The sequence below is a fragment of the Levilactobacillus lanxiensis genome (genome assembly GCF_016861655.1).
GTDB lineage: Bacteria > Bacillota > Bacilli > Lactobacillales > Lactobacillaceae > Levilactobacillus > Levilactobacillus lanxiensis.
The window spans coordinates 128,182-149,784 of sequence record NZ_BOLN01000002.1; the positions used below are offsets into that span (position 1 = coordinate 128,182).

A 21,603-nucleotide genomic window follows, 5' to 3' on the forward strand; every position below is an offset into this window, starting at 1 on the left:
CTCATTTTTTAATCGCAATTAAGCCTTGTAGTTAAAGTTGTTGATCATGGTCTTAACAGCGTTGTTCGTGTATTCCGTGGCGTATTGTTTCTTTTGTGCTGCGGTCAGGGCATCGGTGTTGTTAAAGATGTCCGTGTATTGCTTTTGCATGGCTGGCTTCACGTACTTCTTAGCGTAAGCAGCGGCGGGACTCTTCTTGACCTTGCTGTAAGAATAAGTCTTGCCAGTGGCTGAGGCTAAACGCCGGTTGAGCTTCGTGCCAGTTACCTTGGTACTGAACTTAGTGCTGGACTTCTTCGTCAGCTTAAACGTGTACGTTGATTTCGTCAATGACGTGGTCGTCTTGTTGTCGGTCGTCTTAAATTCGATCAACTTGTACTTGGTCGTCAACGTCCGCTTGTTCTTGCTGACCTTAATAGAGGTTGGCACACCATATTTGACGTTGGCGCTCTTGCCGTTGAAGTCACCAAAAATCAGTAACGTCCCGGTTTTTCCGTTAGACTTGTATGACTTAAAGTAAAAAGCCGTCTTCGAGCTAGCATTCTTGTAGTAACGCTTCAAGTCTGTGTTCGTAAAGGTTGCGGGCTTAGCCTTCGTGCTAGCACTAGCCGCGCTCGGTGCAGCGACACCACCCAGGGTTCCCGCTGCAAGTACTACTAATCCAAGTTTCACCATCAAACGTTTCATGACCAAAATCCTCCTTAAGATTAATCCTATACACCATTTATACTGCCAGTTTATCGGTCTAAATGCAAGCGCTACCGCTTCTAGCTTAATAATTCTGGAAAGGTTTGTTTAAGGTACGCCGCAACCCCAGCGTCGTTGTTGTCTTTAGGCGTGATGTGGTTGGCGGCATCCTTGACGGCTGGTTGGCCATTCAACATAGCCACGCCATCCCCGGCGGCCTTGATCATGCCCAAATCGTTCTCGGCATCCCCGAAGGTCATCAGGTTACTGAAGTCCCAACCGAAATGCGTCAACAGTTGGCCCAATCCCACGGCCTTATCCATGTCGGCGGCCAAGAATTCCAAAATCTTGGGTTGTGACCGCACGACATGATACAGATCGGTCAGCTCCGGCGTCAGCTTGCTAACGACTTCATCCAGCGTGGCGGGGTCCGTCGCCATGACGGCCTTACTGAAGAGATGGTCGGGTAATTCTGCAAACGGCGTCGGGGTAAAGGTCATGGGGGCCTTCAACATTTGTTGATAAACCGATGGCGTTAAATCAGCGACGGGATAGACTTGATCAAAGTCCAAGACGTCCAAGGGATAGTGGTTGGCTGCCGCAAAGGCGTGCAACGGCTTGAAGTCCGTGCGACTCAACCCACTCTGGGCCAAGGCTTCCTTGGTCGTGTTCTGAATCACCAGGGCCCCGTTGAAGGTAATCGTGTAATCTTCAGCCGTGGTCAGCCCCAGTTGTTCCAGGTAGCCCCAAATGGCATTGATGGGTCGGCCGGTACACAGCACCACCTTGATTCCCGCAGTGTGTAATTGCCGCAGGGCTGCGGCGTTGGTTTCACTAATGGTCTTATCCGTATTGAGTAACGTCTCGTCTAAATCGAGCGCAATCATCTTTATCATTCGTTGTTGGCCTCCGTAATTTTCCTTATGCCCCTAGTTTACACGTAACGGCTTGTGAAATAAACCATGATTAGGACAAAAGGTCCTGGCGAATGAGCGCAACGATTTGTTGATTCTCAGGCAAATCCGCGTGGTTAGCGTTCGCACCGGTCACGGTAATTTGCGTGAATCCCTTAACTTGATCCTGAAATAAATACTTGCCGCGGTTCACGCTGTCAAATGGCACGATGCCATCCCCCGTGAAGGTCTTACTCCCGGCAATCGAGTAGACGACCAGTTGTCGGGGCAACCGTTGCCGCCCCGCTTCCAGCATCTTGAACAGGGGCGTATCCACGGTCGCGTCGTCTTCCTCCAGGTTAAACGGGGTGGCAATCGTCATCAGCCGGTTGGCCCGCACGGCCCGTTGATCCAGACTATTTTCCATAAATAGCGTCAGGACCAGGCCGCCGTTGGAATGGCCCATTGCCGAGAAATGATTGAACTTATACGTCTTCTGCAGGGCATTAAAGGCCAATGCAAACCATTTCGCCTGCTTTAAAATGTTCTGCGCCCCATCGTGATGATTCTGAAAGCCGACCACGATGAACGGCCGTGTGTCCCCCGGTTGGATGCGACCGGTGTAAACCAGTTGGCCCGTCGTCTTGACCTCGACCCGTAAGAGACTGTGGGTCGCGGGCGTTTCCCGGTTGAGTTCCTTGACCAGCGCGTTGAAGCGGTTCTGGGTCGCACTCGAACCGGGCACCAGAAAGACGGGCGCCATCAGTGTTTGATAGTGACTGCGGACCTCGCTGCGTTGCTGGGGCCGCCAGAGAAAGCCTGGCAGACTAAGCAAGACCAAGAGGCCCAGCACCACGATAAAGCCGCGTTTAATTGCGTGGGTCATCATCGGCCACCTCCCCCGCTGTTTGCGCTTGCGCCTGCACGTGCCATTTCACAAAGGGATAGTAGATGGCCGTGCTCAGGGCGAGGTTCACGAGTCCCAGGACCAGGGCCGTCCAGCTGCCGCCGGTCCCCAAGAACGCCAGTAAGGGTCCCGGCGTCCCGGTCAACAGCGGATACGCGACCGCGGGCACCCAGGCCAGACGCAGACACAGCCAGCTAACACTGATGCAGGCCAGTGGCGCCAGAAGAAACGGGATGCCCAAGATGGGACTCAGCATCACGGGCAGACCCACCATCAGCGGTGCCCCGAAGTTCCCCAGCGTCGGGACCAGGCTCAGCCACGCCACGGCGTGATGCTGCGTGTGGCCGTGCACCAGCAGGATGGCCAGCACGAGTCCCAGCAACATCCCCGTCCCGCCAAAGTTGGCGTAGACGTCAACGACGGTGTGGAGCGTCACGGGATGGGGCAACTGCCAGCCGGCATGGTTCAAGACGGCCTCTAAATTTTGTGCTGTCGCTACCGTCTGCCCGCTCGGCGTGATGGGCTCGAGCACCCCTAACCACGCATACAGGCTGGTCAGCCCGCTATAGCCTAGCAGGCCCAAGATGAAATGCGGTAAGCGAAACGGCCACTGAATGGCGCTCACGAACGCCGCATTTAGACTGACCGTCTGGGTGGTCACCCACAGTAGGCCCAGCGCGGTGGTTCCCAGCAGCCAGCCACTCATCAATAGGAACGGGCCCGTCAGACCGGTCGTCTCGTGGCGGACCAGGAACCAGCGATAACTATTGCCCACGAGGAGGCCAATCAGAATGCCCATCAGAATCCCCTGTAGGCCGAGGTTGGCCGACGCCCATTTGATTGCACGGAGGCCCAAGACTGACGGTCGACTGACGTTGAAGAATTTCAAACTGATCACGGCGGTCATCCCGGCCATCAGCCGATTGGTGGCCTGCCGAGTCACTGGCGCCACCAGATAAAAGCTCACGGCAAACGCCATCAGGATGGCCGCCAGTCCCAGCGTCCCCGCACTGATCAGGCGGAGATATTGCCGCAACACCTTGAGCTGCAGCACCCAGGTCGCCACATGTAACGTCTGATAAAAATACCCGGTCCGTTGCAGCCAGGCCTGGTCGATAAAATCCGCCAAACTACCCAATAGAATAATGGGAAAAATCAGCCGCAACGCTTGGCGAATCGCCGCGACCTGTCGATTGCGCTGGCAATTGACCTCCAACGCAACCAGTGCCGTCCCCAAACGGCTCGTTGTGATTTGCACGTCACTCACCCCCACTGCGGTCATTGTATGCCGGCAGCGGGTCGTTTGCCGCAACTGGACATTCGGTTAGAACGCGAGCAACTCAAACTAGCCAGCGCGCAATCTGGTTCAAGACGGCCCCCTCATCGTTGGTGTCGGGCGTTTGCTGGCGACTCTCCCGTAAGACTTCCGGTGCCGCGTTGGCTACGGCAAATCCTTGCCCCACCAGCTCGAGCATGGCGGCATCGTTGCCGGAGTCGCCAAAGGCGGCCATCTGGGCGGACCCAATTTGCCAGGTGTCCCCTAAATACTGTAGGGCCGCGGCCTTGTTGACGCCCGGCAGTGTCACGTTCATGCCGCCCAGGCCACTGCTGGTTGCCCGCAGGTTCCCCACGAAACGTTGATTAAAGGCGGCAACTTGGGGCGCGATGTCGGTCTTCAGCCAGGTCAAGTCTAATTTCAAAATGCCATCGGCAACGGTCGTTAACTGATCCACGTGCATCAGGCTGGGGTAGAAGGCCTGCGATTCCTTGAAACGTTCGCTGTCGACCGGCAACTGCGTGTAGGCCTTCTTCCAGCCACAGGCAATCACGAAGCAGTCCGCCATCACGGGCGTCTGACTGATCCAGGTGGTCGCCGCCTGCCACAACGTCGTGGGAATCGCAGCACACTTGAGCACTTGCCCCGTGGCCGTCGTGATCAGCGCGCCGTCCTCGACTACGTAGGTAATGGCCGCGCGATTCTTCAACGGCGCAAAGAGGCCCTGTGCATGGTCGAGTGGGTCCCCCGTGGCCACCACAAAGTGGACCTGACGTTGGGCCATCACCGCCAGCTGTGCCTCAAACCGGTGCGCATCGTAGCGCCCGGTGTTATCTAAAAATGTGCCATCTAAGTCCGTCGCTATCAACCTTGGTGTCACGCCACCCATCTCCCCTTCTGGTAAAGCTAACTTGCACCCATCATACCTGGCCGCAAGCCGCTTCGCAACGATGTTTGCTTATAAATTTAATGATATTAACTAGCTAAGTGCTGAAGCATTTGCCAGGCTTAGCGTAACAGCCGTTTTATTTATTTGTTTATTGTGAATATACGTTTTTTAAATAAATGTTGACAGTTTTGATAAACATCTGTACACTAAGACCCATTGGAGGCATCATCATGAATTTACAAGACCTTTCCCTCACCGAAATTGAACAGGGATGGCACCAAACCACCACGGCATACGTCTGCAACTACTGTCAGGCCAGCTTTGCCACCGACCAGGTTTTCCCGGTCGCTGACAAATTCTACCAGGCAGCCCAAATGATCCAACAGCACGTCGCCCAGGAGCACCCGGATGCCGTTCAACTGTTGATCAACGATGCTAGTAAGTACAACACCCTAACTGCTAAGCAACGCGAGCTCTTGGCCGCCTTTAGTACCGGGCAAAAAGACGCCGAGATTGCCGCCGCAACTGGTGTGGCCGCCGCGACCATTCGCCACCAGAAGTTTACCTTCCGGGAGAAGGCCAAGCAGGCCAAGCTATACCTCGCCATTTACGACCAGGTCTTTAACCAACCGGCCGTAGCCGACACTCTGGTCCGCTTTCCCAATCAGGCTGGCACGGAGGACGACCGCTTTGCCATGACGACTACCGAATACCAGCAGCTCGTCGCCAAGTTCTTCCAGTCGACCGAACCGCTGCAACTGAAACGGTGGCCCAAGCACCAGAAGGCGATTCTGGCTGTGCTCAAACGCATTACCAGCACGATTTCCCCAGACCAACACTTCACCGAGGCAGGCTTCAACGACCTGCTTCGCCCCATCTATCCGGATTATCCGCTGATTCGCCGTTACCTGGTCGATTACGACTTCTTCGAACGTACCACCGACGGCAGCGACTACTGGCGGAATCCCAGTTACAAGGAGTAACTCATGAACAAAAAAGACTTGATTCAACAGTACAAAGCCACGCCCACCTTCTACGGCGTGATTCAAATCAAAAATGACCAAACTGGCCAAACCTTTATCGACGTCGCCCCCAACCTCCACAACCGGTGGGGCTACTACCAAACCAACCTGAACGGCAACTTCTACCACGACACGCCACTCCAACAGGATTGGAACGCGCTAGGCGCCGACCAGTTCAGTTACAGCGTGCTCTGGAAGAAGGACGCTACCGACGTCGACCATCTTCGCCAAAAACTACGTGACCTCAAAGCCGAGTGGCTCGACAAGCTGCACCCGGCCTATAACCAACATTAAAGGAGTCTCCATGAACCCATTAAACACGACAACCACCCCCATCGACCCAGCTACCTGGTCGCGGCGGGAATACTTTTACTATTTCACCAAAATGATGCCGACCGGCTTTACCGTGAGCGCCGACCTCGACGTGACGGTCACCAAGGATTGGCTCGCCGCCCGCGATTTAAAATTCAATCCGGCGTACCTCTACTTGGTCTCCCGGGTGATTACCGAGATGCCCGAGTTCCGGGTGAGTCGGACCGACGACGGCGAACTGATGCACTACGAGGTGCTCCACCCAAGCTATTCCGTCATGCACACCGACCACACCATCTCGAGTCTCTGGACGGCCTACGATGCCAACTTCGCCCAGTTTTACCAAAACTACCTGGCAGACCAGGCCCAGTATGGCGACTTGCACACGCCAATGGCCAAGGCGCCCCAGAGTGCCAACACTTATATGATTGGCAGCATCCCCTGGACGCACTTCACCAGTTACACGCCGCTACCCTTCACGCCATTGAACACGTTCTTCCCGGTCATTCAGGCCGGCAAGTTCATCAACGAAAGTGACCACTGGCAAATGCCCCTCTCTGTGACCATCCACCACGCGGTCGCGGACGGCTACCAAGTGAGTCAATTTTTCACGAAATTACAAAATGCGTTCGATCACCCAGAAATTTGGTTGGTCGACTAAACAAAAGCGTCCCACGAGATTTTTCTCGTGAGGCGCTTTATTTGTCCGCTATTGTTCGGCTAAAGCCTGATGATAGTTCTGGTCGTACCGAAGCCAAAACGCAGCCGGGACATCAACGACTTGTGTCAACGCCGTGGCAAATTCGGGCGTGATGCGGGCTTTTCCGGCCAACACCCGCTGGACATAATCGACAGATACCGCAGTCTTTTCGGCCAAGGCTGCTGGCGAAATCTGTAGCAGGTCGATGGATTCTTGTAAGGTTTCCCCCGGAGCTATTGGCACGGGGACTTTGTAGGTTTCTCGGTTATTTATCATGATAATCGCTCACTTTCGTTATAACAATTTTTGTAATTCGTTCTTTATCTACAATTTGTTTTCCATACATATCTAAGCCGTAAAATACTAAGCGAACGTTTGACGTAACTGACACCGCATAAAAATCTTGTAAATCTCCAAGCAGCAGATGAAGCCGTGCAGGCGGCAAATGTGAAATCTGGCTCAGCCTTTCCGCTGACTGAATCTCAGCCAGTCTTTTTTCAACCCCATGCGCAATCAAAGGGCCAAACCTTTTGACCATACTCACATGAGTATTAAAAATTTTACCCAATTTGTGACTTTCAAAGTCTAATTCCATTAAGTTACCTCGCAATTTTGATTTGAGCTTTTCAGCCCCTACAAGATAACTCCGTAAAAGAACCGCAAAATTTTTATTTTCCTTACCTTTATTTATCATACAGAGTAAATCGGTAAAAAGATAGCAAACGCCCCAACAACCAAATCACCCCAACACTAGTTGAATACTAAAATAAAAAACGCCATCCCATTGTTTAAGGATGACGTTTAGTAGTTATTAGTCAGTTTAAATGACAATCAATCTATCTGACCAGTCCACCACACGGACAGGATGACGCTTAATCGGGCTAAGCCAGTGTCAGCCGCAGGGCTGGGAAAACTGGGCCGGTCGTGGGAGTGACCAGAGGCGAGCCAAGGTGACCAGCTGTGTCGGTGACCTTGGCTGGAGTTCTTTTCCAGCCTAGTTCACGGGACAACCTTTGAGACAGAACTTTGGCTCAAAGTTGAGGTGGAAGCCCGCTTCTCAGGCTGGAACCGGCCCCACAGCAGGGCTCCTTGAGCGCGCCGCCGGGAACGGACGCGACCAGGCCCAGTTTTCACCAGCCCGGAGGCGCTGCAACAACACAAGTTTAACCCCAACCAGGATTAAGCGTTCATGCTGCTGTAGCTGTAGGCTTGCTTCATCAGGGATTGCGTTTCCGTGAACTCGTTAATATCATGCAGCACCACGGTAATCACCCGGTGCTTACCAGCCTGTTGACCAGTCCCCACGAAGCAGTACCCAGCCAGCGGCGTGTACCCGGTCTTCAAGCCATCAACGTTCAATGAAGCCTTGTAGTATTTCCGACCAGACAGCATGTTGTTGTAGTTGTAGCAAAGTTGGCCATCAACGGTCTTTGACCCAACCGCGCCATCGGTCAAAATTTGCGGGTAGTCCTGGATCAGGTGCCGCGCAATCAGCGCCACATCCTTGGCGGAAACCATGTTGGCATTGGCTGTCCCGTAGGCGTAACCAAAGGCCTTCAAGTCACTGTTTTCCAGCCCGGAAGCCGAGACGAAACTAGCCTTACCCAGGTTCCAACTCTTGGCTTGTGCGTTCATCTGTTGAATGAATTTAGCATTGCTGCCGGCAACCCATTCGCCCAAAGCAATTGCCGCGTTGTTGGAAGAATCCAACAGGGCCGCGTCATACAGCTCTCTAACGGTGTAGCTGTGCCCCGTTTGGAACAGGAAGCCACCGCAGGAGCTGCTCTTGCTCATAGCAATCAGGCCCTTGCTGCTGGTGTCGACGACCTGGTTCCAAGTAGACGCGTTGCCGTCAACCTTTTGTAAGACCAGGTACAGCGTCATCAATTTGGAAACGGACGCGATGGGCCGCGCCGTGTTGGCACTCTTGGACCAAACGGCCTTGCCCGTCGTGTAGTCCATGGCAATGGCGTTCTTGGCGTATTTCAGACCAAATGGCGCCTTCCCCTTGGTCAGGTAACCGTGCCAGATCCAGCCCTTCACGGAACCAGACTTATTGGCCACATAATAGTAAATGCCCTTAGAATTACCGTGCTTCAAGGTCGCCTTCTGCGTGGCGTACCAAGTCGTGTTGGGGTAAGTCTTCAACGAAGCAATCTTGCGATTATGCGCCTGATTATAAATGGCCCCCGCCGTGCTCTTCTTGTGATAAGCCGTCTTGGTCATGGTCGCCGTCGACACAGTAGAATAAACGGCCGCATCGGCAGTCACCTGCAAGCTCAGCCCGGCACCCAACGTCAATACAAACATTAATGCCAGCACCAGCCACTTGGCTTTTCCTGATTTCATCATATGTAGTCCTCTCCTCATTAAAAACTTTATATAAGTCACCCTAACACGACAAACGCCGTTCCCACAAGGATTCCAAGCCAACTGTAACTTACTTGTTGGGGACGTAACTTTACCGTAATCCACAAGTTGGTGGCTAAATAACTAGGGTGGTTAACGATTAGGCCCCATCCAGCAGACACAGTTCAAGCCACGAAAAAGGCCCTACCAAGGAGAATTCTCGGTAGGACCTTTTCAAAACAATTTTATCTAAAGTATATGAATCTGACCAGCCACTACAACACAACCCCAGCAGTCAACCACATTCACGAAGCAGAACGACCAATCCTGCGGGCTAAACCAGTGTCAGCCGCAGGGCTGGGAAAACTGGGTCGGTCGTGGGAGTGACCAGAGGCGAGCCAAGGTAACGGGAGCGGATACTCCTCCAGTAACCAGTCACCCCTCACGAAGCAGAACAACCAATCCGGCGGGCTAAACCAGTGTCAGCCGCAGGGCTGGTGAAAATGGGCTCAGCCGTGGGAGTTGCCTTAGCGGGTTTCCCGCTTAGGCAACTGCTATCTTTGAGACGCGCTTCTCAGCGGCTCAAAGTAAGTCTGGAGACCGCTCTTCGGCTCCAGACGTGCGCCCACAGCGCCACGGCCCATTTTCACCAGCCCGGAGGCGCTGTCCAAAACACAAGTTTAAGCCCAAACCAGGATTAGTTGTTCATGCTGCTGAGGCGGTAGGCGTGATCCATCAAGGACTTTGTCTCCGTGAACTCGTTCTCATCATGCAACACAACGGTAATCACGCGTTGCTTGCCCTTCTTCTGACCGGTACCCACGAAGCAGTACCCAGCCAGCGGCGTGTAACCCGTCTTCAACCCATCGACCTTCAGTGAGGCGCGGTAATACTTCCGCCCCTTCAACAGGTTGTTGTAGTTGTGGCAGACCTGACCGTTGACCTTCATCGAGCCAATCTTGCCATCCTTTAAGATCCGCGGGTAGCTGGTGATCAGGTGCCGAGCGATGATGGCAACGTCCTTGGCGGAAACCTTGTTGGCGTTGGCCTTACCGTAGCCGTAACCGTACCGCCGCAGGTCGCTGTTTTCCAGACCGGAAGCCGAAACGAAGTGGGCCTTGCCCAATTTCCAGGACTTGGCTTGGGCGTTCATCTTCTTGATAAACTTGCCGTTACTGCCGCTGACCCATTTTCCCAGCGCGATGGCGGAGTTGTTGGACGAATCCAAGAAGGCCGCGTAGTACAGTTGCTTGACGGTGTAGCTGTGATTCAATTTGAAATGGAAGCCGCCACAGTCGGCACTCCGGCTCATGGAAACCAAGCCACGGCTGGTAATCTTGACCTTGTGGTTCCAGTTGCTGGTCTTGCCATCAACCTTCTTCAGGGCCAGATATAACGTCATTAATTTAGAAACGGACGCGATGGGCCGCGCGGTGTTGGCGTTTTTGGACCAAACGACCTTCCCCGTCTTGGCGTTCATGGCAACCGCCGCCTTGGCCTTAGTCAAGACGAATGGCGCCTTCCCCTTCTTCAGGTAGCCGTGCCAAACCCAGCCTTTCACACTATTTTTGCTGTTCTTGACGTAGAAATAAATGCCGGTCGACTTGCCATGCTTCAGCGTCGCCTGCTTCGTGGCGTACCACGTCGTGTGCGGGTGGGTCGTTAGGTTGCTGACCTTACGGGTGTGGGCCTTGTTGAAAATGGCCCCCTTGGCATGTTTCTTGTGGTAGGCCGTCTTCTTAATAGTTTTCGTGCTGACCGTTTTGTACGCTGAAGCAGCGTTGGCAGGCACGACAGCGCTGACGGTACCGCCGACCGTTAAGGCCACGGCAAACGCCATCAGGCCGCGTTTCATATGTAAATTCCTCATGAGTTAAATCCTTCCTATCGTATAATAATTAAGATAACCAACTATTAGAATAGCACTCTTGCCCCGCAACGGATAGCCCGATTAACCGCTTTAGACGTGAAATATCCCCGTCGTAACGAAACTGTAAAAAACGTTTCCATCCTGAATAAATCAACGACTAGGCACGATTATTTTGGGCAATGGTTGCATTTACCCAGCAAATTAGTTACGCTAGAGTCAATCACATACGACTGGGGTGCCTCACGGCTGAGATCAAACCCATTGAACCTGCTCTGGTTAATACCAGCGAAGGGATGCGTACTTTTATGCTGTCAATGAACCCCACTAAGCACTTTCTTAGTGGGGATTTTTTTCACAATGAACTCCCCTGTCAGAAAATTCTAGGAGGTATCGGGTTATGAAGGCTTGGCACATTAGAGATATTATTTTGGTCACAATTTTGGCAATTTTTATGGGGGTTATTTTCTGGGTCATTAACCCCGTTTACACGTTATTGGCAGCGGCCCTTGCCCCATTTGGACTCCAACCCCTGGCTAACGAAATTTTGCTGGGAGTCTGGGTCATGGCGGGTCCTCTGGCCGGCTTTATCATCCGGATTCCAGGGGCGGCCACGCTGGGCGAATTTCTCGGCGCCGTTGTGGAAATGTTCTTGGGCGGTATCTGGGGCGCTAGCACGCTGATCTCCGGCGCTGTCCAAGGACTGGGCGCTGAAATTGGCTTCGCCGCCATGCGCTACAAGAAATACAATTGGGTCACACTGGTTCTGACCGCGCTGACCACCACGATTGTCACCTTCGCCTGGGACCTGGTCCGCAGCGGATACTCCGCTTACCACTTTGGTTTTCTGATTCTCCTGTTCGCGGTGCGTTTCTGCTCGGTCTTCCTCTTCGGTGGCGTCTTAACCAAGCTGATCACCAACCTGCTGGCCCGCGCGCACGTCTTACCAAACGTCAAATAACGATTGATCTGGGTGCGTGTCATGCACCATACCGGGAAAAGAAAATTGGCCGGAACGCTGGGGGCAGGACGGCTTAAGCCTGAGAAACGGTCTTAAGCCTCGGCTGAGCCAATTTTTTCCCTCACGGCTGCCATGGTCTATGGTCTCACCGCATCAATCATTCTTGAAAATTTTTCTAACCCTATTACCCATCCAATCTCTGACCGCACCAAGGGTCAAAGATTACCCAACCGAACACAATCTTAACAGCTTCGATACCAAATTAATCACAGCTAACACACGACCACCCACCACACAAAGTGAAGGTGGCCCTGAATCCAGTAACCACCAACGTTGCTGGTCACCACCATGTCAGCCGTGAGGTCGGTGAAAATGGACTCAGCCGTGGGATTTTTCGAGTGACCTTCTCGGAAAATGGTGACTTTGAAACGCGTTTCTCAGCGGTTCAAAGCAAGCCTAAAGACCGCTTCTCAGGCTTTAGGCGTCCTCCCCACAGCGTCACGGTCCATTTTCACCGACCGGTAAGGCGCGTAAAAGGCGTACCCCAGCAACATCATTGTAGAATTGGAGGAATCATTGTGGCCACCGTAGCGGTTCATTCACTGACATTTACCTATCCCAAGCGTTCCCGGCCCGTCCTCGATGACCTGAACGTCACGTTTCCCAGTGGCAAGTTTTCCTTATTAACCGGGGTCTCCGGTGGCGGCAAGTCAACGCTGCTCAAGCTGATTGCGGGGCTCACCCCGCTCCCAACCGCCGGCAGTATCACCTTTGACGACCAGCCACTGGCCGAGATTGTCCCAACCAAGCGGGCAGCTACCGTCGCCATGCTCTTCCAGGAACCCAGCACACAATTCACCATGGACACGGTGAAAAACGAGTTGCGGTTCGCCCTGGAAAACCAGTGCGTTGACCCCGCTGACATCCCCGCCAAAATCACCGCCGCCCTCGATTTCATCGGCATCACCGATTTACAAGACCGGTTACTGATGCAGCTGTCCGGTGGTGAACAACAGAAGGTGGCCCTCGCCATCATCGTGGCCATGGACAGTGACGTCATTTTGCTGGACGAACCCTTTGCTAGCATCGACCCGCCAACGCGGCTGGCCCTGCTCGAAAAGCTGGTCGCCCTGTGCACCAAGCGCGGCAAGACCATCATCCTCGCCGACCACGACCTCAGCAATTACGACCGCTGGGTGGACCATTTAGCCGTGCTGGATATGGGGAAGCTGACCCTCTTATCGCCAGCAGATACGCAGGCCCGGTTCGCGGCATTTACCCCCGACAAGCTCCAACTGACCCACGTTACCTTACCGGGTGAACTACCCGTCAGTCTACAGGGCACGCAACTACGCCTCGGTCACGGTGAGCGTGAATTGTTGGCGCCCCAAGACTTGGCGTTATTTGCCCATCAAGCGACCCTGATCACCGGCCCCAATGGGAGTGGCAAATCCACCCTCTTTCGGGCGCTGGTCCGTCTTGGCAAGTACCAAGGACGCCTAACATACGACGGGACCGACATTCAAAAGCTCCCCCGCAAGCAGTACGCACGGTCCGTGGGCCTCATGTTCCAGGCCGCCAGCTCACAATTTCTCAACGTGACCGTGGCCGAGGAACTCGCGCTCTCCCGCAAATTTGGCAATCGCGACTACTTCACGGCTGAGCGGGTCCAAGACCTCTTAACGCAACTCAACCTGGCCGAACACACCGAGCAGATCATCTACTCGCTCAGTAGCGGCCAGCAAAAGAAGCTCCAATTACTCTGCATGCTGATCATGGCACCCGCGGTTCTCCTCCTCGATGAACCGCTAAAGGGCCTGGACTTCGCGTCGATTCAAGTGGTCATGCGTATTCTCACGACCGTTCAGCGTGACCTCCACCTGACCCTGATCATGATCAGCCACCAACTTAGCGGCCTGGACGACCTCATCACCTTACACCTCGCCCTGGCCGACCACCATCTCACCTACAAGGGGGCCCCAGCATGAATCCGAGTTTAAAATTAGCGCTCGTCATCCTGATTGCCCTCGAGGTGTCCTTCACCCAGGTGTGGACGGTCAACGTCGCTTTGATCATCATTAGTTTAATCCTGATGTTCGTGGGCCACGTGAAATGGAAACGCCTCCTGTGGCTAACGGTCGTGCCGCTCTTCTTCGCCAGCGCCCTAGTCTGGTCATTAGCGCTCCAGGGAACGACCACCCACCATTTTCTCATCGTCATCTTCACGCGGATGTTCGTCTACGTTTACATGGGCGGGCTCTTCACCCAAACGACAAACCCGTTGACGCTGACCCGGTCGCTGGAACAAAACGCCAAGCTGCCGTCGAAATTCGCCTACGGCTTCCTGGCCGCCTTCAACCTGATGCCGAAGATTCAAGCGGAGGTCGCCACCATTAAGGCCGCGGCGTTGATGCGTGGGCAAGTGCTCCACGTCTGGTCGCCCCAGCTGTATTTCAAAGTGATTCTGGCCGCCATGAACTGGTCGGACCAGCTCGCCGCCGCCATGACCTCCCACGGCTTTGTGGAAGGCGCACCCCGGACGCACGCCGTCACGGTAGCCTTGCGGGCCCGCGACTGGTGGCTCTGCGGCATCAGTCTGATTCTGGTTCAAGTCGGTCTCTTCATCGGTTTACCCTAATTTAGAAAAGGAGTTTCTGTCATGATGTTTACTGATTTAGCACACGCGGCAACCCAGGCTAGCTGGGACGCCTCCAAACGCCATCCCTTCATCCAACAGCTGCAGGCCGGCACCTTACCCGGCGACACGTTCCGCTACTACCTCATTCAAGACCATTACTACCTCCACGAATTTGGGAAACTCCATGATTTAGCCGCCGACCAAAGCCAGGACCCCCGCGTCGTCAAACAGCTACGCGCCGGGGCAGAGAGTCTCCGTCAGGGTGAAATTGCGGTGCGGCAAACCTTCTTTGACCGGTTAAATATCACACCGGAAGAAGTCGCCAATACCGCCGTCGCTCCCACGGGTTACGCCTATACCAGTCACCTCTACCGGTCATTGATGACGGCGGGTCCGGCCGGTGCGGTGGCGGGGCTGTTGCCCTGTTACTGGCTGTACGCAGAGATTGGTCAGGCATTGGCCGGTACCGGGTCCCCCGTCCCCATTTACCAAGCCTGGATCGACACCTACAACGCGGACGACTATACCGGTTCCATGAAGGACCAATTAGCCCTCGCCAACTACGTCGCCACCCCAGAAAACACGCACCAGCTGTTAGACATCTTTGAAAAGAGTAGCTGGTACGAACTAAACTTCTGGCAAATGGCGCTAGACCACGAGGACTGGTCATTGACGCCGAGTAAGAAATCATCGTCACTGACAACGAATTAACGTTTGAAGGACTGGCCACTGGGCTGGTCCTTTTTGCATGGGTGTGAAATTGGTTTAATCACTCAGGCAATAACTCCTTATAGGGTAAGTTAAGTGACGGATAAAACTTTATAATTAGCAATCCGCTAGCTGACTAATCGAAAATACCAGGTTATGTGTTAAAGCTAGTGTCAACCGCAGGGCTGGTAAAAATAAGCTAGGCAGACCGGTATCAGTGACCAGAGACGGGACTGTTACAAACACCACCAAATACCAGTTCATGGGTTAAACCAGTGTTAGCCGCAGAGCTGGTGAAAATAGGCTCAGCTGACCGATATCAGTGACCAGAGGCGGGCCAAAGTGATCAGCTGTGTCGATGGTCTTAGTAGAGTGATTTTCTCTACTTAGAGCATGGGACAACCTTTGAGACCGCCCTTCGGCTCAAAGTTGAGGTGGAAGCCCGCTTCTCGGGCTGGAACCGACCCCACAGCAGAGCGCTTTGAGCCCGCCGCCGGGAACGACCTATCGCGCCCACAGCGCCCCGACCTATTTTCACCAGCCCGGAGGCGCAAGCATACACTGTATTTAACCCATAAGCAACTGTATTTTCAACCCGGTGAACCTGCGTTATAATGGATACACGCATTAGAGAAAGCAGGTGTCGTCATGAAACGACTGACATTCTTGGAGTTTTTTGGCTACCTGGCACTGATTTTGGGCGTCGCAATTGAAATTTACGCGTTGCTCAAGGACCCAGGTAGTAAGCTAAGCGGTGACAACATGTTCGGTGGCGCCGTTATTTTGGGGTTAGCAGTAGCATTTATCCATAGTAAACATCTGCCTTTCAACCTGGTCTTAATCGGGTTAAGCACGTTGGGGTTTGCTTACTTTACCTTTATTCATACGCAAAATTGGTTCTGGACCATCATCTTAGGCATTGCCGTGGCAGCGTTCTTGGTTTACTTCTTTGGGATTCGCAAGGACGTGCGCCGCAATCAAAGCGACTGGTTCCACTCCAACTGATTGCTCTTTGTTGTTCGTTCCCGGCGGTGGGCTCAAAGTGGCCTGCTGTGGTCACTGACACAGATCACTCAGTTTCGGATCTATAACCTTGTTTATTATTGACTAATTTTAAAAACGCAGTCGCTATCATCTGAGTTGGTTCTCAGGTTATGGCGACTGCGTTTTTGATTTTGATTGATTTTTTATCATTGGGATTAGCTTTACACGCAACTACATTCCAAGTCCGGGGTAGCCCTTGGATTTTGTCTTGTTTTAAACCGGCTGATTCTCCACGGAACAACCCCAATCCTGGCAGCCTCCGAAACGTGCTCCGCGAGGCAGGTCCCTGCGCTTAACCCCGGTTCAGCAATGGCCCAAGCCCAGGGCCATCACTGAACCGACGTTAATGCTCAGAACCTAACCGCTCCGCTCCGCACTCTTTTCTATAGAAAAACAGGCCCGCCCGAAGGCCGACCTGTTTTCCCGCTTGATAAACTACAAGTGACTGTAGTCTTGTAATCACAATGATTACCAAAGTTTTAAGTTGTAACAGCCGGATGATCCGGCCCCGGGGCGGGATTAACCGCGTTATTTGACAGACACGCTAAATGCACGCGTCTGCGGGGTACTGATGACCCCCACTGGGCTCGAACTCTGATGGGTCGTGGTTCGTTTGCCCATGGCGTACCAGGACATACCGCTGAATACGGCCAATAAAATGACCGCCGTCAACAGACTACTGATCACATGTTTCAAATTCATCCTGCCACCTCACTAGTTATGAGTCTAAATTATTCTACTAACTAGCTTAAAGGGTTTATGTTGCAAAACCATGACAGGCTAGCGAAAAGTAAGTAACAATTCCGCCACATCGGGTTACAGGCCCGACTCTGCCAATTGTCATATTGGGTATAAGTTTACGCAATTTTTCCTCTCGGGGCAAGCATTATCGAAAAAAACTTCCAGATATTGGGACTTATTCCGCCGATTTTTGAAAACTTTAGTATAATGAACTTAAGCAGTCATTAGGATTATCATTTGGAGGGATATCTATGAGTCAAGAATTAAACGATTTGGCCGAAGCAATCATCGCCTACCAAAAGAAATACGATAAGACAGACGGAGAGATGGCCTTTGGCTCCCGCATTTCAGTTGAGAAGTTTCACGGCATCAAGACTGGCGAACTGCAACCAACTAGTGAAGAACAGAGCTCGTTGAAGGGCTTAATTGCTTCGAAGCCGCACTAACAACCAGCATCTTATATTTTAGACTTAAAAACAGCCGTTTCAGAAAAGTTTCGCCAGTCACCTGGCCACCTTTCTGAAACGGCTATTTGTTTGTCTTTTAATTTTTAATCAGCTAAGCGATTCCAGGCCGTCCGGTACGCGGTGGCCGTGGCATCGTCAAACGCCACCAACCGCACGTGGGTCAGGCCAGAACTGTGGGCCAACTCATCGCCGATTGTTTGGGTCGCAACGGCCGCCGCCTCTTCCAGCGGGAAGCCATACACGCCCGTACTGATCGACGGAAAATCAACCGTCTGACAATTATGGGCGACTGCGACCCGCAAACTATTGCGATAACAGCTCGCGAGCAACTCGGCCTCTCCCTGTTGCCCACCCTGCCAAACGGGCCCGGGGGTGTGAATCACCCAGGTCGCTGGCAATTTGAACCCGGGCGTGATTTTGGCCTCGCCCGTTTCACAGCCATTCAACGGCACGCAGGCCGCAAACAGCTCGGGACCAGCGGCCCGGTGAATCGCGCCGTCGACTCCACCGCCACCCAACAACGTGGTATTGGCGGCGTTCACAATCGCATCAACTTTACTTTGGGTGATGTCGCCCCGAATTACCGTAAAATCAGCCATCCACTCACTCCTTTGACCACGGCCAGTGCCAGTGATGCTTCGGCTTTGCCGCCTGGTCATCCCGGTCCTTCAACCGTTTCATCCCCTCACGATACGGGTTGGCGTACAGCGAGGACAAGTTCAACTTCTGACTAGCCGGCTTGACTGGTGCTTCTGACTGCCGGTAGGGCCGGAGATCCGTTTGACACTGTGGGCAAACGTCATCGTCCGCCGTCACAGCCGCACCGCAATGCGGACAAAATTTTAACTCTGTTGCCAAGAGACTGCCTCCTATTCGTGGTGCCGTTGTTGCTGATGCGCTTGGTTCCGCGCCAAGTTTTTCTCGCGCGTTTCGGCAGCGGTCTTGGCCGCTTCGACCTTCCGCTTTTCCCGGTCGATGACCCGTTGCTTGGCAGCGGCCTTCTTCTGTTCCTCGGCGAGCTTGCGCTTCTGTTGGCTCCGGTAGCTAAAGTAACTCCAAACCCCAACGGCCAGTAAGGCGACCACGATTTGAATCGGAACCAGTACCCAGTTGACGTTCTTCGCAAAGAAAGCGTCATAGATGATCAACAACACCGCCATTGTGCCAACCACAGAGAGGGTGTCGCGAATCCAGCGCGGTAAATTTTGCCATTTCATGTAAAAAAACTCCTTATGTACGGTAGCGCCCTTCCGCGCCACCAAATTTCATTGTTTAGTCTTGGGGTTACCGTTATCAACGCCTCCGGGATGGTGAAAATAAGCGCGTCACAGCCGTTCCCGACGGCGGACTCAAACGGCCCTGCTGTGGGGCCCGGCTCCAGCCTGAGAAGCGGTCTTCCGCCTCGACTTGAAACCTCACCAAACCCGTGAGTTTCCAAGGTCGGCCCATGCTCTAAACTGAGAAAATCACTCAGTTAAGACCATCGACACAGCTGGTCGGTTTGGCCCGCCTCTGGTCACTGACAGTGATCACGCATTTTCACCATCCCTGCGGCTAACACCGGTTTAACCCGTAACTAAACGGTTTGTCACCAACATGAAGTGTTCTCATGCCTTAACTATTTTTATGACTTAGACGCATTTAAACCCTTACACGCACCCGTTTTACAAGTCACCTTCGACTCGCAACTGGTGTTCCGTGAGGTAGGCGTCGAGGTAGCCGAATGACAGCTCCTCCACGTCCGCCACGCGGTAGACCTTGCCGACCTGGTCGATTTCATCTTCCGAAACTTCGTGGAAAATGAAACGTTCGCCGCCGACTTGACTGGGGTAACCGGTCTGACTGTCGTTGTCCTTGAGTTTCACGTGGATAATCGTCCGGAACGCCGCGGCCTGACTCAGCCGTTCGTGGAACTGGTCCACCGTGGGATCAAAGAGGCGTTCATCGTTTAATACCGGTTGCAGCGGTTGTTGGCGCGCCCGGTTCAGTAACGAGAAGAGCCGCATCGTTTGGAGATAATCGGATTCGACCACGATAGCGTTCACATCGCTTAGCCGCATCAGGGTGTAGCCCCCGAACTGGCCCGACATGTCGAGCAGGTTCATGATGACTGAATCGTCCGTCAACACGTTGATTTGGCCCACGAAGAAGAGGTCCTTGTTATGCTTGGGAATCAGCGCCACCAAAGGATCCTTACCCGCCAGCTGTTGCAGGGTATCACGGAATTGCGTCGGGTCCTCGACCGCTACCTGCTCCACGTGCGTGAGTTTTTGCAAATGGGGGGCCGCGATGCCCTGTAACGTTAACTCCTTGCCTTGGAACTCAATGACTTCAATGTCCGCGGGATTCAGAATCATCGCCGGCTGGTCAGAATAATCAAATTTATTGATCAACTGCACGCCGACCTCTTCACTCGCCACGCTCGTCACTAAGCCTTCATAAAAATGTTCATCATTTTTTAAAACCAACATAATCACCAGGTGATCGACCCACGCGTGGCTCAAGACCTGCCGCCGCAAGTCGCGTTGGGTGTCGAATTTCATGGTCAGGCCCCCGGCTTGAATGAAGCGCTCTTCTTGCGCCGTCTTCATCCGAAAGGACATATTGTCCAGATCATCACTAGAAAATTCGACCTCATCGATCACGTTCAGCGCCAGAAAGACCGCACCGTCCGGCAACCCAAAATCATCGTAGGTTGCGAGGATGATGCCCGTCTCACCGACTGTCGTCACGTAACCGGTGTAGACGACCTCCTGGTTCGTTTGATAAACGTTGACCAGTAAGCGTTGGGCCAGTGCCCGGTTTAAATCATTCACGATTGAATTCACATGACGACCCCCTTTTTTAGTATACGTTGCCTATGAATAGGTAAAACGTATTTATCTGAAAATCTTACCATATATTGACAGAAATAGCCCGTCAGTAGTCGCGGCCTGGTTAGGAGACGGCGGTGCTCAAGAATTGTTTGAGCTCGGCGCCCTGTAACCCAGCGCTCAGGCCCACTAATAGCTTGATTCGTGCTTTCTGCCCGTTCAGCCCCTGACACAGCATCAGCCCCATCTTGCGCAGCTCAATGCCACCGCCCTCGTAGTCATAAATGTCCTCGGCGACGCCATTATAACACCGTGACACCAGAACTAAAGGAATCTGCCGGTCTAACAGCCGTTGCACGGACGCCAGCGTTTTCGGTGGTAAATTCCCGGCACCCAGGCCTTCGATGACCACCCCGGCCGTCTCGTCATTGTCGAGAAAATCAAACAGGCTCCCGTCCATCCCGGCGTAGGCCTTGATCAGGTAAACGTGGTCGATGACGTGGTCAATATTGCAGGTATCTTCCCGAATTAATTTCTGGAAATAAACCGCGTGGTCCTTGGCTACGATCCCAATCGGGCCAAACGTTGGCGTCCGGAACGTGGCCACGTTAGTCGTGTGGGTCTTGGTCACGTAGCGGGCCGTGTGAATCTCATCGTTCATCACGACCATCACGCCATTTCCGCGTGAGGCGTCGTCTGCGGCCACTTCAATGGCGGATTGAAAGTTGTACAGGCCATCGGAACCAACCTCATTAGAGGAGCGCATAGCCCCCGTCACGACAACGGGAATCGTGCTGGGCAGGGTCAGGTCTAAGAAGTACGCCGTTTCCTCCAGCGTATCCGTCCCGTGGGTGATGACCACGCCATCAATCCCATCCTTCTCGGCCTGGTCGATGCGTTCTTTGATCTGTAGCATCTCCACCGGCGTCATGTGGGGGGATGGCAAATTAAACATTTCATCGGTAAACAATTCCACCCGGCCGGCCAAAATCGTTTCCTGTTGGGCAATCGGGTTCTGCGCGTTCGGCACAACCTCCCCCTGATCATTTTGCGACATAGAAATCGTTCCACCCGTATGAATGGCTAAAATTTTCTTCACAGTTGTCAACTTCTTTCAGTATTAGTTAATTTCATTGAACATTTTGAATTTCATTGGTTATCCCCGGAATAATGTTGCGGTAAGTCTAGTCTGATTACAACGACCATGAAAAATCTACCAGAAACTCGACCATCGTGGCGTAATAATCTATTCGACAGGTTTAGCTAGCGTTCTTTCTCAACTCACCAAGCCATCAGATTACTTCAGCACAACACCATCTACCGCAGCCA

General features: G+C 53.3%; 24 protein-coding genes, 1 pseudogene and 1 riboswitch. Of the genes and pseudogenes, 10 read left to right on the top strand and 15 right to left on the bottom strand.

All coding sequences use genetic code 11. The annotated features are described in order from the left end of the window. Positions 1 to 18: 18 nt before the first annotated feature. The 5 genes from JUF22_RS02600 to JUF22_RS02620 all read right to left on the bottom strand — a co-directional run bounded on the left by JUF22_RS02600 (position 19) and on the right by JUF22_RS02620 (position 4,643). On the bottom strand, positions 19 to 687 hold the full coding sequence (locus JUF22_RS02600; protein WP_203642998.1) for a hypothetical protein: 669 nt from the start codon (positions 685 to 687) through the stop codon (positions 19 to 21). 80 nt (positions 688 to 767) lie between these two features. Further along, the gene (locus JUF22_RS02605) at positions 768 to 1,583 is read right to left on the bottom strand and encodes a Cof-type HAD-IIB family hydrolase (protein WP_203642999.1); all 816 of its coding nucleotides are present in this window, start codon (positions 1,581 to 1,583) and stop codon (positions 768 to 770) included. A gap of 70 nt (positions 1,584 to 1,653) precedes the next feature. Then, positions 1,654 to 2,466, bottom strand: a complete 813-nt coding sequence (locus JUF22_RS02610; protein ID WP_236000693.1) for an alpha/beta hydrolase — start codon at positions 2,464 to 2,466, stop codon at positions 1,654 to 1,656. After that, positions 2,450 to 3,745 (bottom strand): PTS transporter subunit EIIC, encoded by a 1,296-nt coding sequence (locus tag JUF22_RS02615; protein WP_236000694.1) that lies wholly within the window; start codon positions 3,743 to 3,745, stop codon positions 2,450 to 2,452. Before JUF22_RS02615 ends, JUF22_RS02610 begins: the two co-directional genes overlap by 17 nt. 82 nt (positions 3,746 to 3,827) lie before the next feature. Next, the gene (locus JUF22_RS02620; protein ID WP_203643010.1) at positions 3,828 to 4,643 is read right to left on the bottom strand and encodes an HAD-IIB family hydrolase; all 816 of its coding nucleotides are present in this window, start codon (positions 4,641 to 4,643) and stop codon (positions 3,828 to 3,830) included. A 239-nt stretch (positions 4,644 to 4,882) separates the two neighbouring features. On the opposite strand from JUF22_RS02620, the gene JUF22_RS02625 reads away from it, so the two are divergent. Genes JUF22_RS02625 through JUF22_RS02635 form a run of 3 tightly spaced genes read left to right on the top strand, consistent with a single transcriptional unit; the run spans position 4,883 to position 6,647 of the window. After that, a complete protein-coding gene (locus tag JUF22_RS02625) occupies positions 4,883 to 5,635 on the top strand; it encodes a DUF2087 domain-containing protein (RefSeq protein WP_203643012.1) in 753 nt (250 codons plus the stop codon). 3 nt (positions 5,636 to 5,638) lie between these two features. After that, on the top strand, positions 5,639 to 5,968 hold the full coding sequence (locus JUF22_RS02630) for a GIY-YIG nuclease family protein (RefSeq protein ID WP_203643015.1): 330 nt from the start codon (positions 5,639 to 5,641) through the stop codon (positions 5,966 to 5,968). A gap of 10 nt (positions 5,969 to 5,978) precedes the next feature. After that, complete coding sequence (locus JUF22_RS02635) at positions 5,979 to 6,647, top strand: chloramphenicol acetyltransferase (protein WP_203643016.1); 669 nt, start codon at positions 5,979 to 5,981, stop codon at positions 6,645 to 6,647. A gap of 48 nt (positions 6,648 to 6,695) precedes the next feature. Here JUF22_RS02635 and JUF22_RS02640 read toward each other — a convergent pair whose 3' ends face one another. From JUF22_RS02640 to JUF22_RS02655, 4 genes are all read right to left on the bottom strand, one after another. Beyond that, positions 6,696 to 6,962, bottom strand: a complete 267-nt coding sequence (locus JUF22_RS02640) for a HigA family addiction module antitoxin (RefSeq protein WP_203643017.1) — start codon at positions 6,960 to 6,962, stop codon at positions 6,696 to 6,698. Then, the gene (locus JUF22_RS02645; RefSeq protein WP_203643018.1) at positions 6,952 to 7,281 is read right to left on the bottom strand and encodes a type II toxin-antitoxin system RelE/ParE family toxin; all 330 of its coding nucleotides are present in this window, start codon (positions 7,279 to 7,281) and stop codon (positions 6,952 to 6,954) included. The genes JUF22_RS02640 and JUF22_RS02645 overlap by 11 nt, the downstream gene beginning before the upstream one ends. Before the next feature lie 584 nt (positions 7,282 to 7,865). Then, a complete protein-coding gene (locus tag JUF22_RS02650; RefSeq protein WP_203643644.1) occupies positions 7,866 to 9,035 on the bottom strand; it encodes a serine hydrolase in 1,170 nt (389 codons plus the stop codon). Between the two features lie 697 nt (positions 9,036 to 9,732). Next, a complete protein-coding gene (locus JUF22_RS02655; RefSeq protein ID WP_203643019.1) occupies positions 9,733 to 10,905 on the bottom strand; it encodes a D-alanyl-D-alanine carboxypeptidase family protein in 1,173 nt (390 codons plus the stop codon). A 221-nt stretch (positions 10,906 to 11,126) separates the two neighbouring features. Beyond that, a riboswitch (TPP riboswitch) is annotated at positions 11,127 to 11,216 on the top strand. An 86-nt stretch (positions 11,217 to 11,302) separates the two neighbouring features. Between JUF22_RS02655 and JUF22_RS02660 the strand changes: the two genes are divergently transcribed. The 6 genes and pseudogenes from JUF22_RS02660 (at position 11,303) to JUF22_RS02680 (ending at position 16,214) form a co-directional block, all read left to right on the top strand. Then, entirely contained in the window at positions 11,303 to 11,863 is a 561-nt protein-coding gene (locus JUF22_RS02660) for an ECF transporter S component (protein ID WP_203640000.1), read from the top strand. Positions 11,864 to 12,546: 683 nt separating this feature from the next. Next, a pseudogene (locus tag JUF22_RS13920) lies at positions 12,547 to 12,885 on the top strand (ATP-binding cassette domain-containing protein); the annotation flags it as partial. Between the two features lie 21 nt (positions 12,886 to 12,906). After that, positions 12,907 to 13,851, top strand: a complete 945-nt coding sequence (locus JUF22_RS02665) for an ABC transporter ATP-binding protein (protein WP_444543453.1) — start codon at positions 12,907 to 12,909, stop codon at positions 13,849 to 13,851. Then, positions 13,848 to 14,501: an energy-coupling factor transporter transmembrane component T family protein gene (locus tag JUF22_RS02670; RefSeq protein ID WP_203643023.1), complete on the top strand. Its 654-nt coding sequence runs from the start codon at positions 13,848 to 13,850 to the stop codon at positions 14,499 to 14,501. The genes JUF22_RS02665 and JUF22_RS02670 overlap by 4 nt, the downstream gene beginning before the upstream one ends. Before the next feature lie 21 nt (positions 14,502 to 14,522). Beyond that, on the top strand, positions 14,523 to 15,212 hold the full coding sequence (gene tenA, locus JUF22_RS02675) for a thiaminase II (RefSeq protein ID WP_308439782.1): 690 nt from the start codon (positions 14,523 to 14,525) through the stop codon (positions 15,210 to 15,212). Between the two features lie 645 nt (positions 15,213 to 15,857). Next, a complete protein-coding gene (locus JUF22_RS02680; RefSeq protein ID WP_203643024.1) occupies positions 15,858 to 16,214 on the top strand; it encodes a hypothetical protein in 357 nt (118 codons plus the stop codon). A 567-nt stretch (positions 16,215 to 16,781) separates the two neighbouring features. On the opposite strand, the gene JUF22_RS02685 is transcribed toward JUF22_RS02680, so the two are convergent. Continuing rightward, positions 16,782 to 16,955 carry a hypothetical protein gene (locus JUF22_RS02685; protein WP_203643026.1) on the bottom strand — a complete coding sequence of 58 codons (174 nt, stop codon included), beginning with the start codon at positions 16,953 to 16,955 and terminating at the stop codon, positions 16,782 to 16,784. A gap of 290 nt (positions 16,956 to 17,245) precedes the next feature. On the opposite strand from JUF22_RS02685, the gene JUF22_RS02690 reads away from it, so the two are divergent. Then, positions 17,246 to 17,440, top strand: coding sequence for an LBP_cg2779 family protein (locus JUF22_RS02690; RefSeq protein ID WP_203637752.1), 195 nt, complete (start codon positions 17,246 to 17,248; stop codon positions 17,438 to 17,440). Between the two features lie 104 nt (positions 17,441 to 17,544). Here the strand turns inward: JUF22_RS02690 and JUF22_RS02695 are convergent, their stop codons facing one another. The 5 genes from JUF22_RS02695 to JUF22_RS02715 form a co-directional block, all read right to left on the bottom strand. Further along, entirely contained in the window at positions 17,545 to 18,060 is a 516-nt protein-coding gene (locus tag JUF22_RS02695) for an O-acetyl-ADP-ribose deacetylase (RefSeq protein WP_203643027.1), read from the bottom strand. Between the two features lie 4 nt (positions 18,061 to 18,064). After that, on the bottom strand, positions 18,065 to 18,319 hold the full coding sequence (locus tag JUF22_RS02700; RefSeq protein ID WP_203643028.1) for a zinc ribbon domain-containing protein: 255 nt from the start codon (positions 18,317 to 18,319) through the stop codon (positions 18,065 to 18,067). A gap of 11 nt (positions 18,320 to 18,330) precedes the next feature. After that, positions 18,331 to 18,678 carry a hypothetical protein gene (locus JUF22_RS02705; protein ID WP_203643029.1) on the bottom strand — a complete coding sequence of 116 codons (348 nt, stop codon included), beginning with the start codon at positions 18,676 to 18,678 and terminating at the stop codon, positions 18,331 to 18,333. A gap of 447 nt (positions 18,679 to 19,125) precedes the next feature. Beyond that, positions 19,126 to 20,289: a hypothetical protein gene (locus JUF22_RS02710; protein WP_203643030.1), complete on the bottom strand. Its 1,164-nt coding sequence runs from the start codon at positions 20,287 to 20,289 to the stop codon at positions 19,126 to 19,128. Positions 20,290 to 20,398: 109 nt separating this feature from the next. Beyond that, complete coding sequence (locus JUF22_RS02715; RefSeq protein ID WP_275404343.1) at positions 20,399 to 21,382, bottom strand: asparaginase; 984 nt, start codon at positions 21,380 to 21,382, stop codon at positions 20,399 to 20,401. Between the last annotated feature and the right edge of the window lie 221 nt (positions 21,383 to 21,603).

Bases quoted from the DNA above. Each gene is read 5' to 3' on its own strand.
- JUF22_RS02600 (WP_203642998.1), bottom strand. From the start codon at position 687: ATGAAACGTTTGATGGTGAAACTTGGATTAGTAGTACTTGCAGCGGGA.
- JUF22_RS02605 (WP_203642999.1), bottom strand. From the start codon at position 1,583: ATGATAAAGATGATTGCGCTCGATTTAGACGAGACGTTACTCAATACG.
- JUF22_RS02610 (WP_236000693.1), bottom strand. From the start codon at position 2,466: ATGACCCACGCAATTAAACGCGGCTTTATCGTGGTGCTGGGCCTCTTG.
- JUF22_RS02625 (WP_203643012.1), top strand. From the start codon at position 4,883: ATGAATTTACAAGACCTTTCCCTCACCGAAATTGAACAGGGATGGCAC.
- JUF22_RS02630 (WP_203643015.1), top strand. From the start codon at position 5,639: ATGAACAAAAAAGACTTGATTCAACAGTACAAAGCCACGCCCACCTTC.
- JUF22_RS02635 (WP_203643016.1), top strand. From the start codon at position 5,979: ATGAACCCATTAAACACGACAACCACCCCCATCGACCCAGCTACCTGG.
- JUF22_RS02640 (WP_203643017.1), bottom strand. From the start codon at position 6,962: ATGATAAATAACCGAGAAACCTACAAAGTCCCCGTGCCAATAGCTCCG.
- JUF22_RS02645 (WP_203643018.1), bottom strand. From the start codon at position 7,281: ATGGAATTAGACTTTGAAAGTCACAAATTGGGTAAAATTTTTAATACT.
- JUF22_RS02650 (WP_203643644.1), bottom strand. From the start codon at position 9,035: ATGAAATCAGGAAAAGCCAAGTGGCTGGTGCTGGCATTAATGTTTGTA.
- JUF22_RS02655 (WP_203643019.1), bottom strand. From the start codon at position 10,905: ATGAGGAATTTACATATGAAACGCGGCCTGATGGCGTTTGCCGTGGCC.
- JUF22_RS02660 (WP_203640000.1), top strand. From the start codon at position 11,303: ATGAAGGCTTGGCACATTAGAGATATTATTTTGGTCACAATTTTGGCA.
- JUF22_RS02665 (WP_444543453.1), top strand. From the start codon at position 12,907: ATGGACAGTGACGTCATTTTGCTGGACGAACCCTTTGCTAGCATCGAC.
- JUF22_RS02670 (WP_203643023.1), top strand. From the start codon at position 13,848: ATGAATCCGAGTTTAAAATTAGCGCTCGTCATCCTGATTGCCCTCGAG.
- tenA (WP_308439782.1), top strand. From the start codon at position 14,523: ATGATGTTTACTGATTTAGCACACGCGGCAACCCAGGCTAGCTGGGAC.
- JUF22_RS02680 (WP_203643024.1), top strand. From the start codon at position 15,858: ATGAAACGACTGACATTCTTGGAGTTTTTTGGCTACCTGGCACTGATT.
- JUF22_RS02685 (WP_203643026.1), bottom strand. From the start codon at position 16,955: ATGAATTTGAAACATGTGATCAGTAGTCTGTTGACGGCGGTCATTTTA.
- JUF22_RS02690 (WP_203637752.1), top strand. From the start codon at position 17,246: ATGAGTCAAGAATTAAACGATTTGGCCGAAGCAATCATCGCCTACCAA.
- JUF22_RS02695 (WP_203643027.1), bottom strand. From the start codon at position 18,060: ATGGCTGATTTTACGGTAATTCGGGGCGACATCACCCAAAGTAAAGTT.
- JUF22_RS02705 (WP_203643029.1), bottom strand. From the start codon at position 18,678: ATGAAATGGCAAAATTTACCGCGCTGGATTCGCGACACCCTCTCTGTG.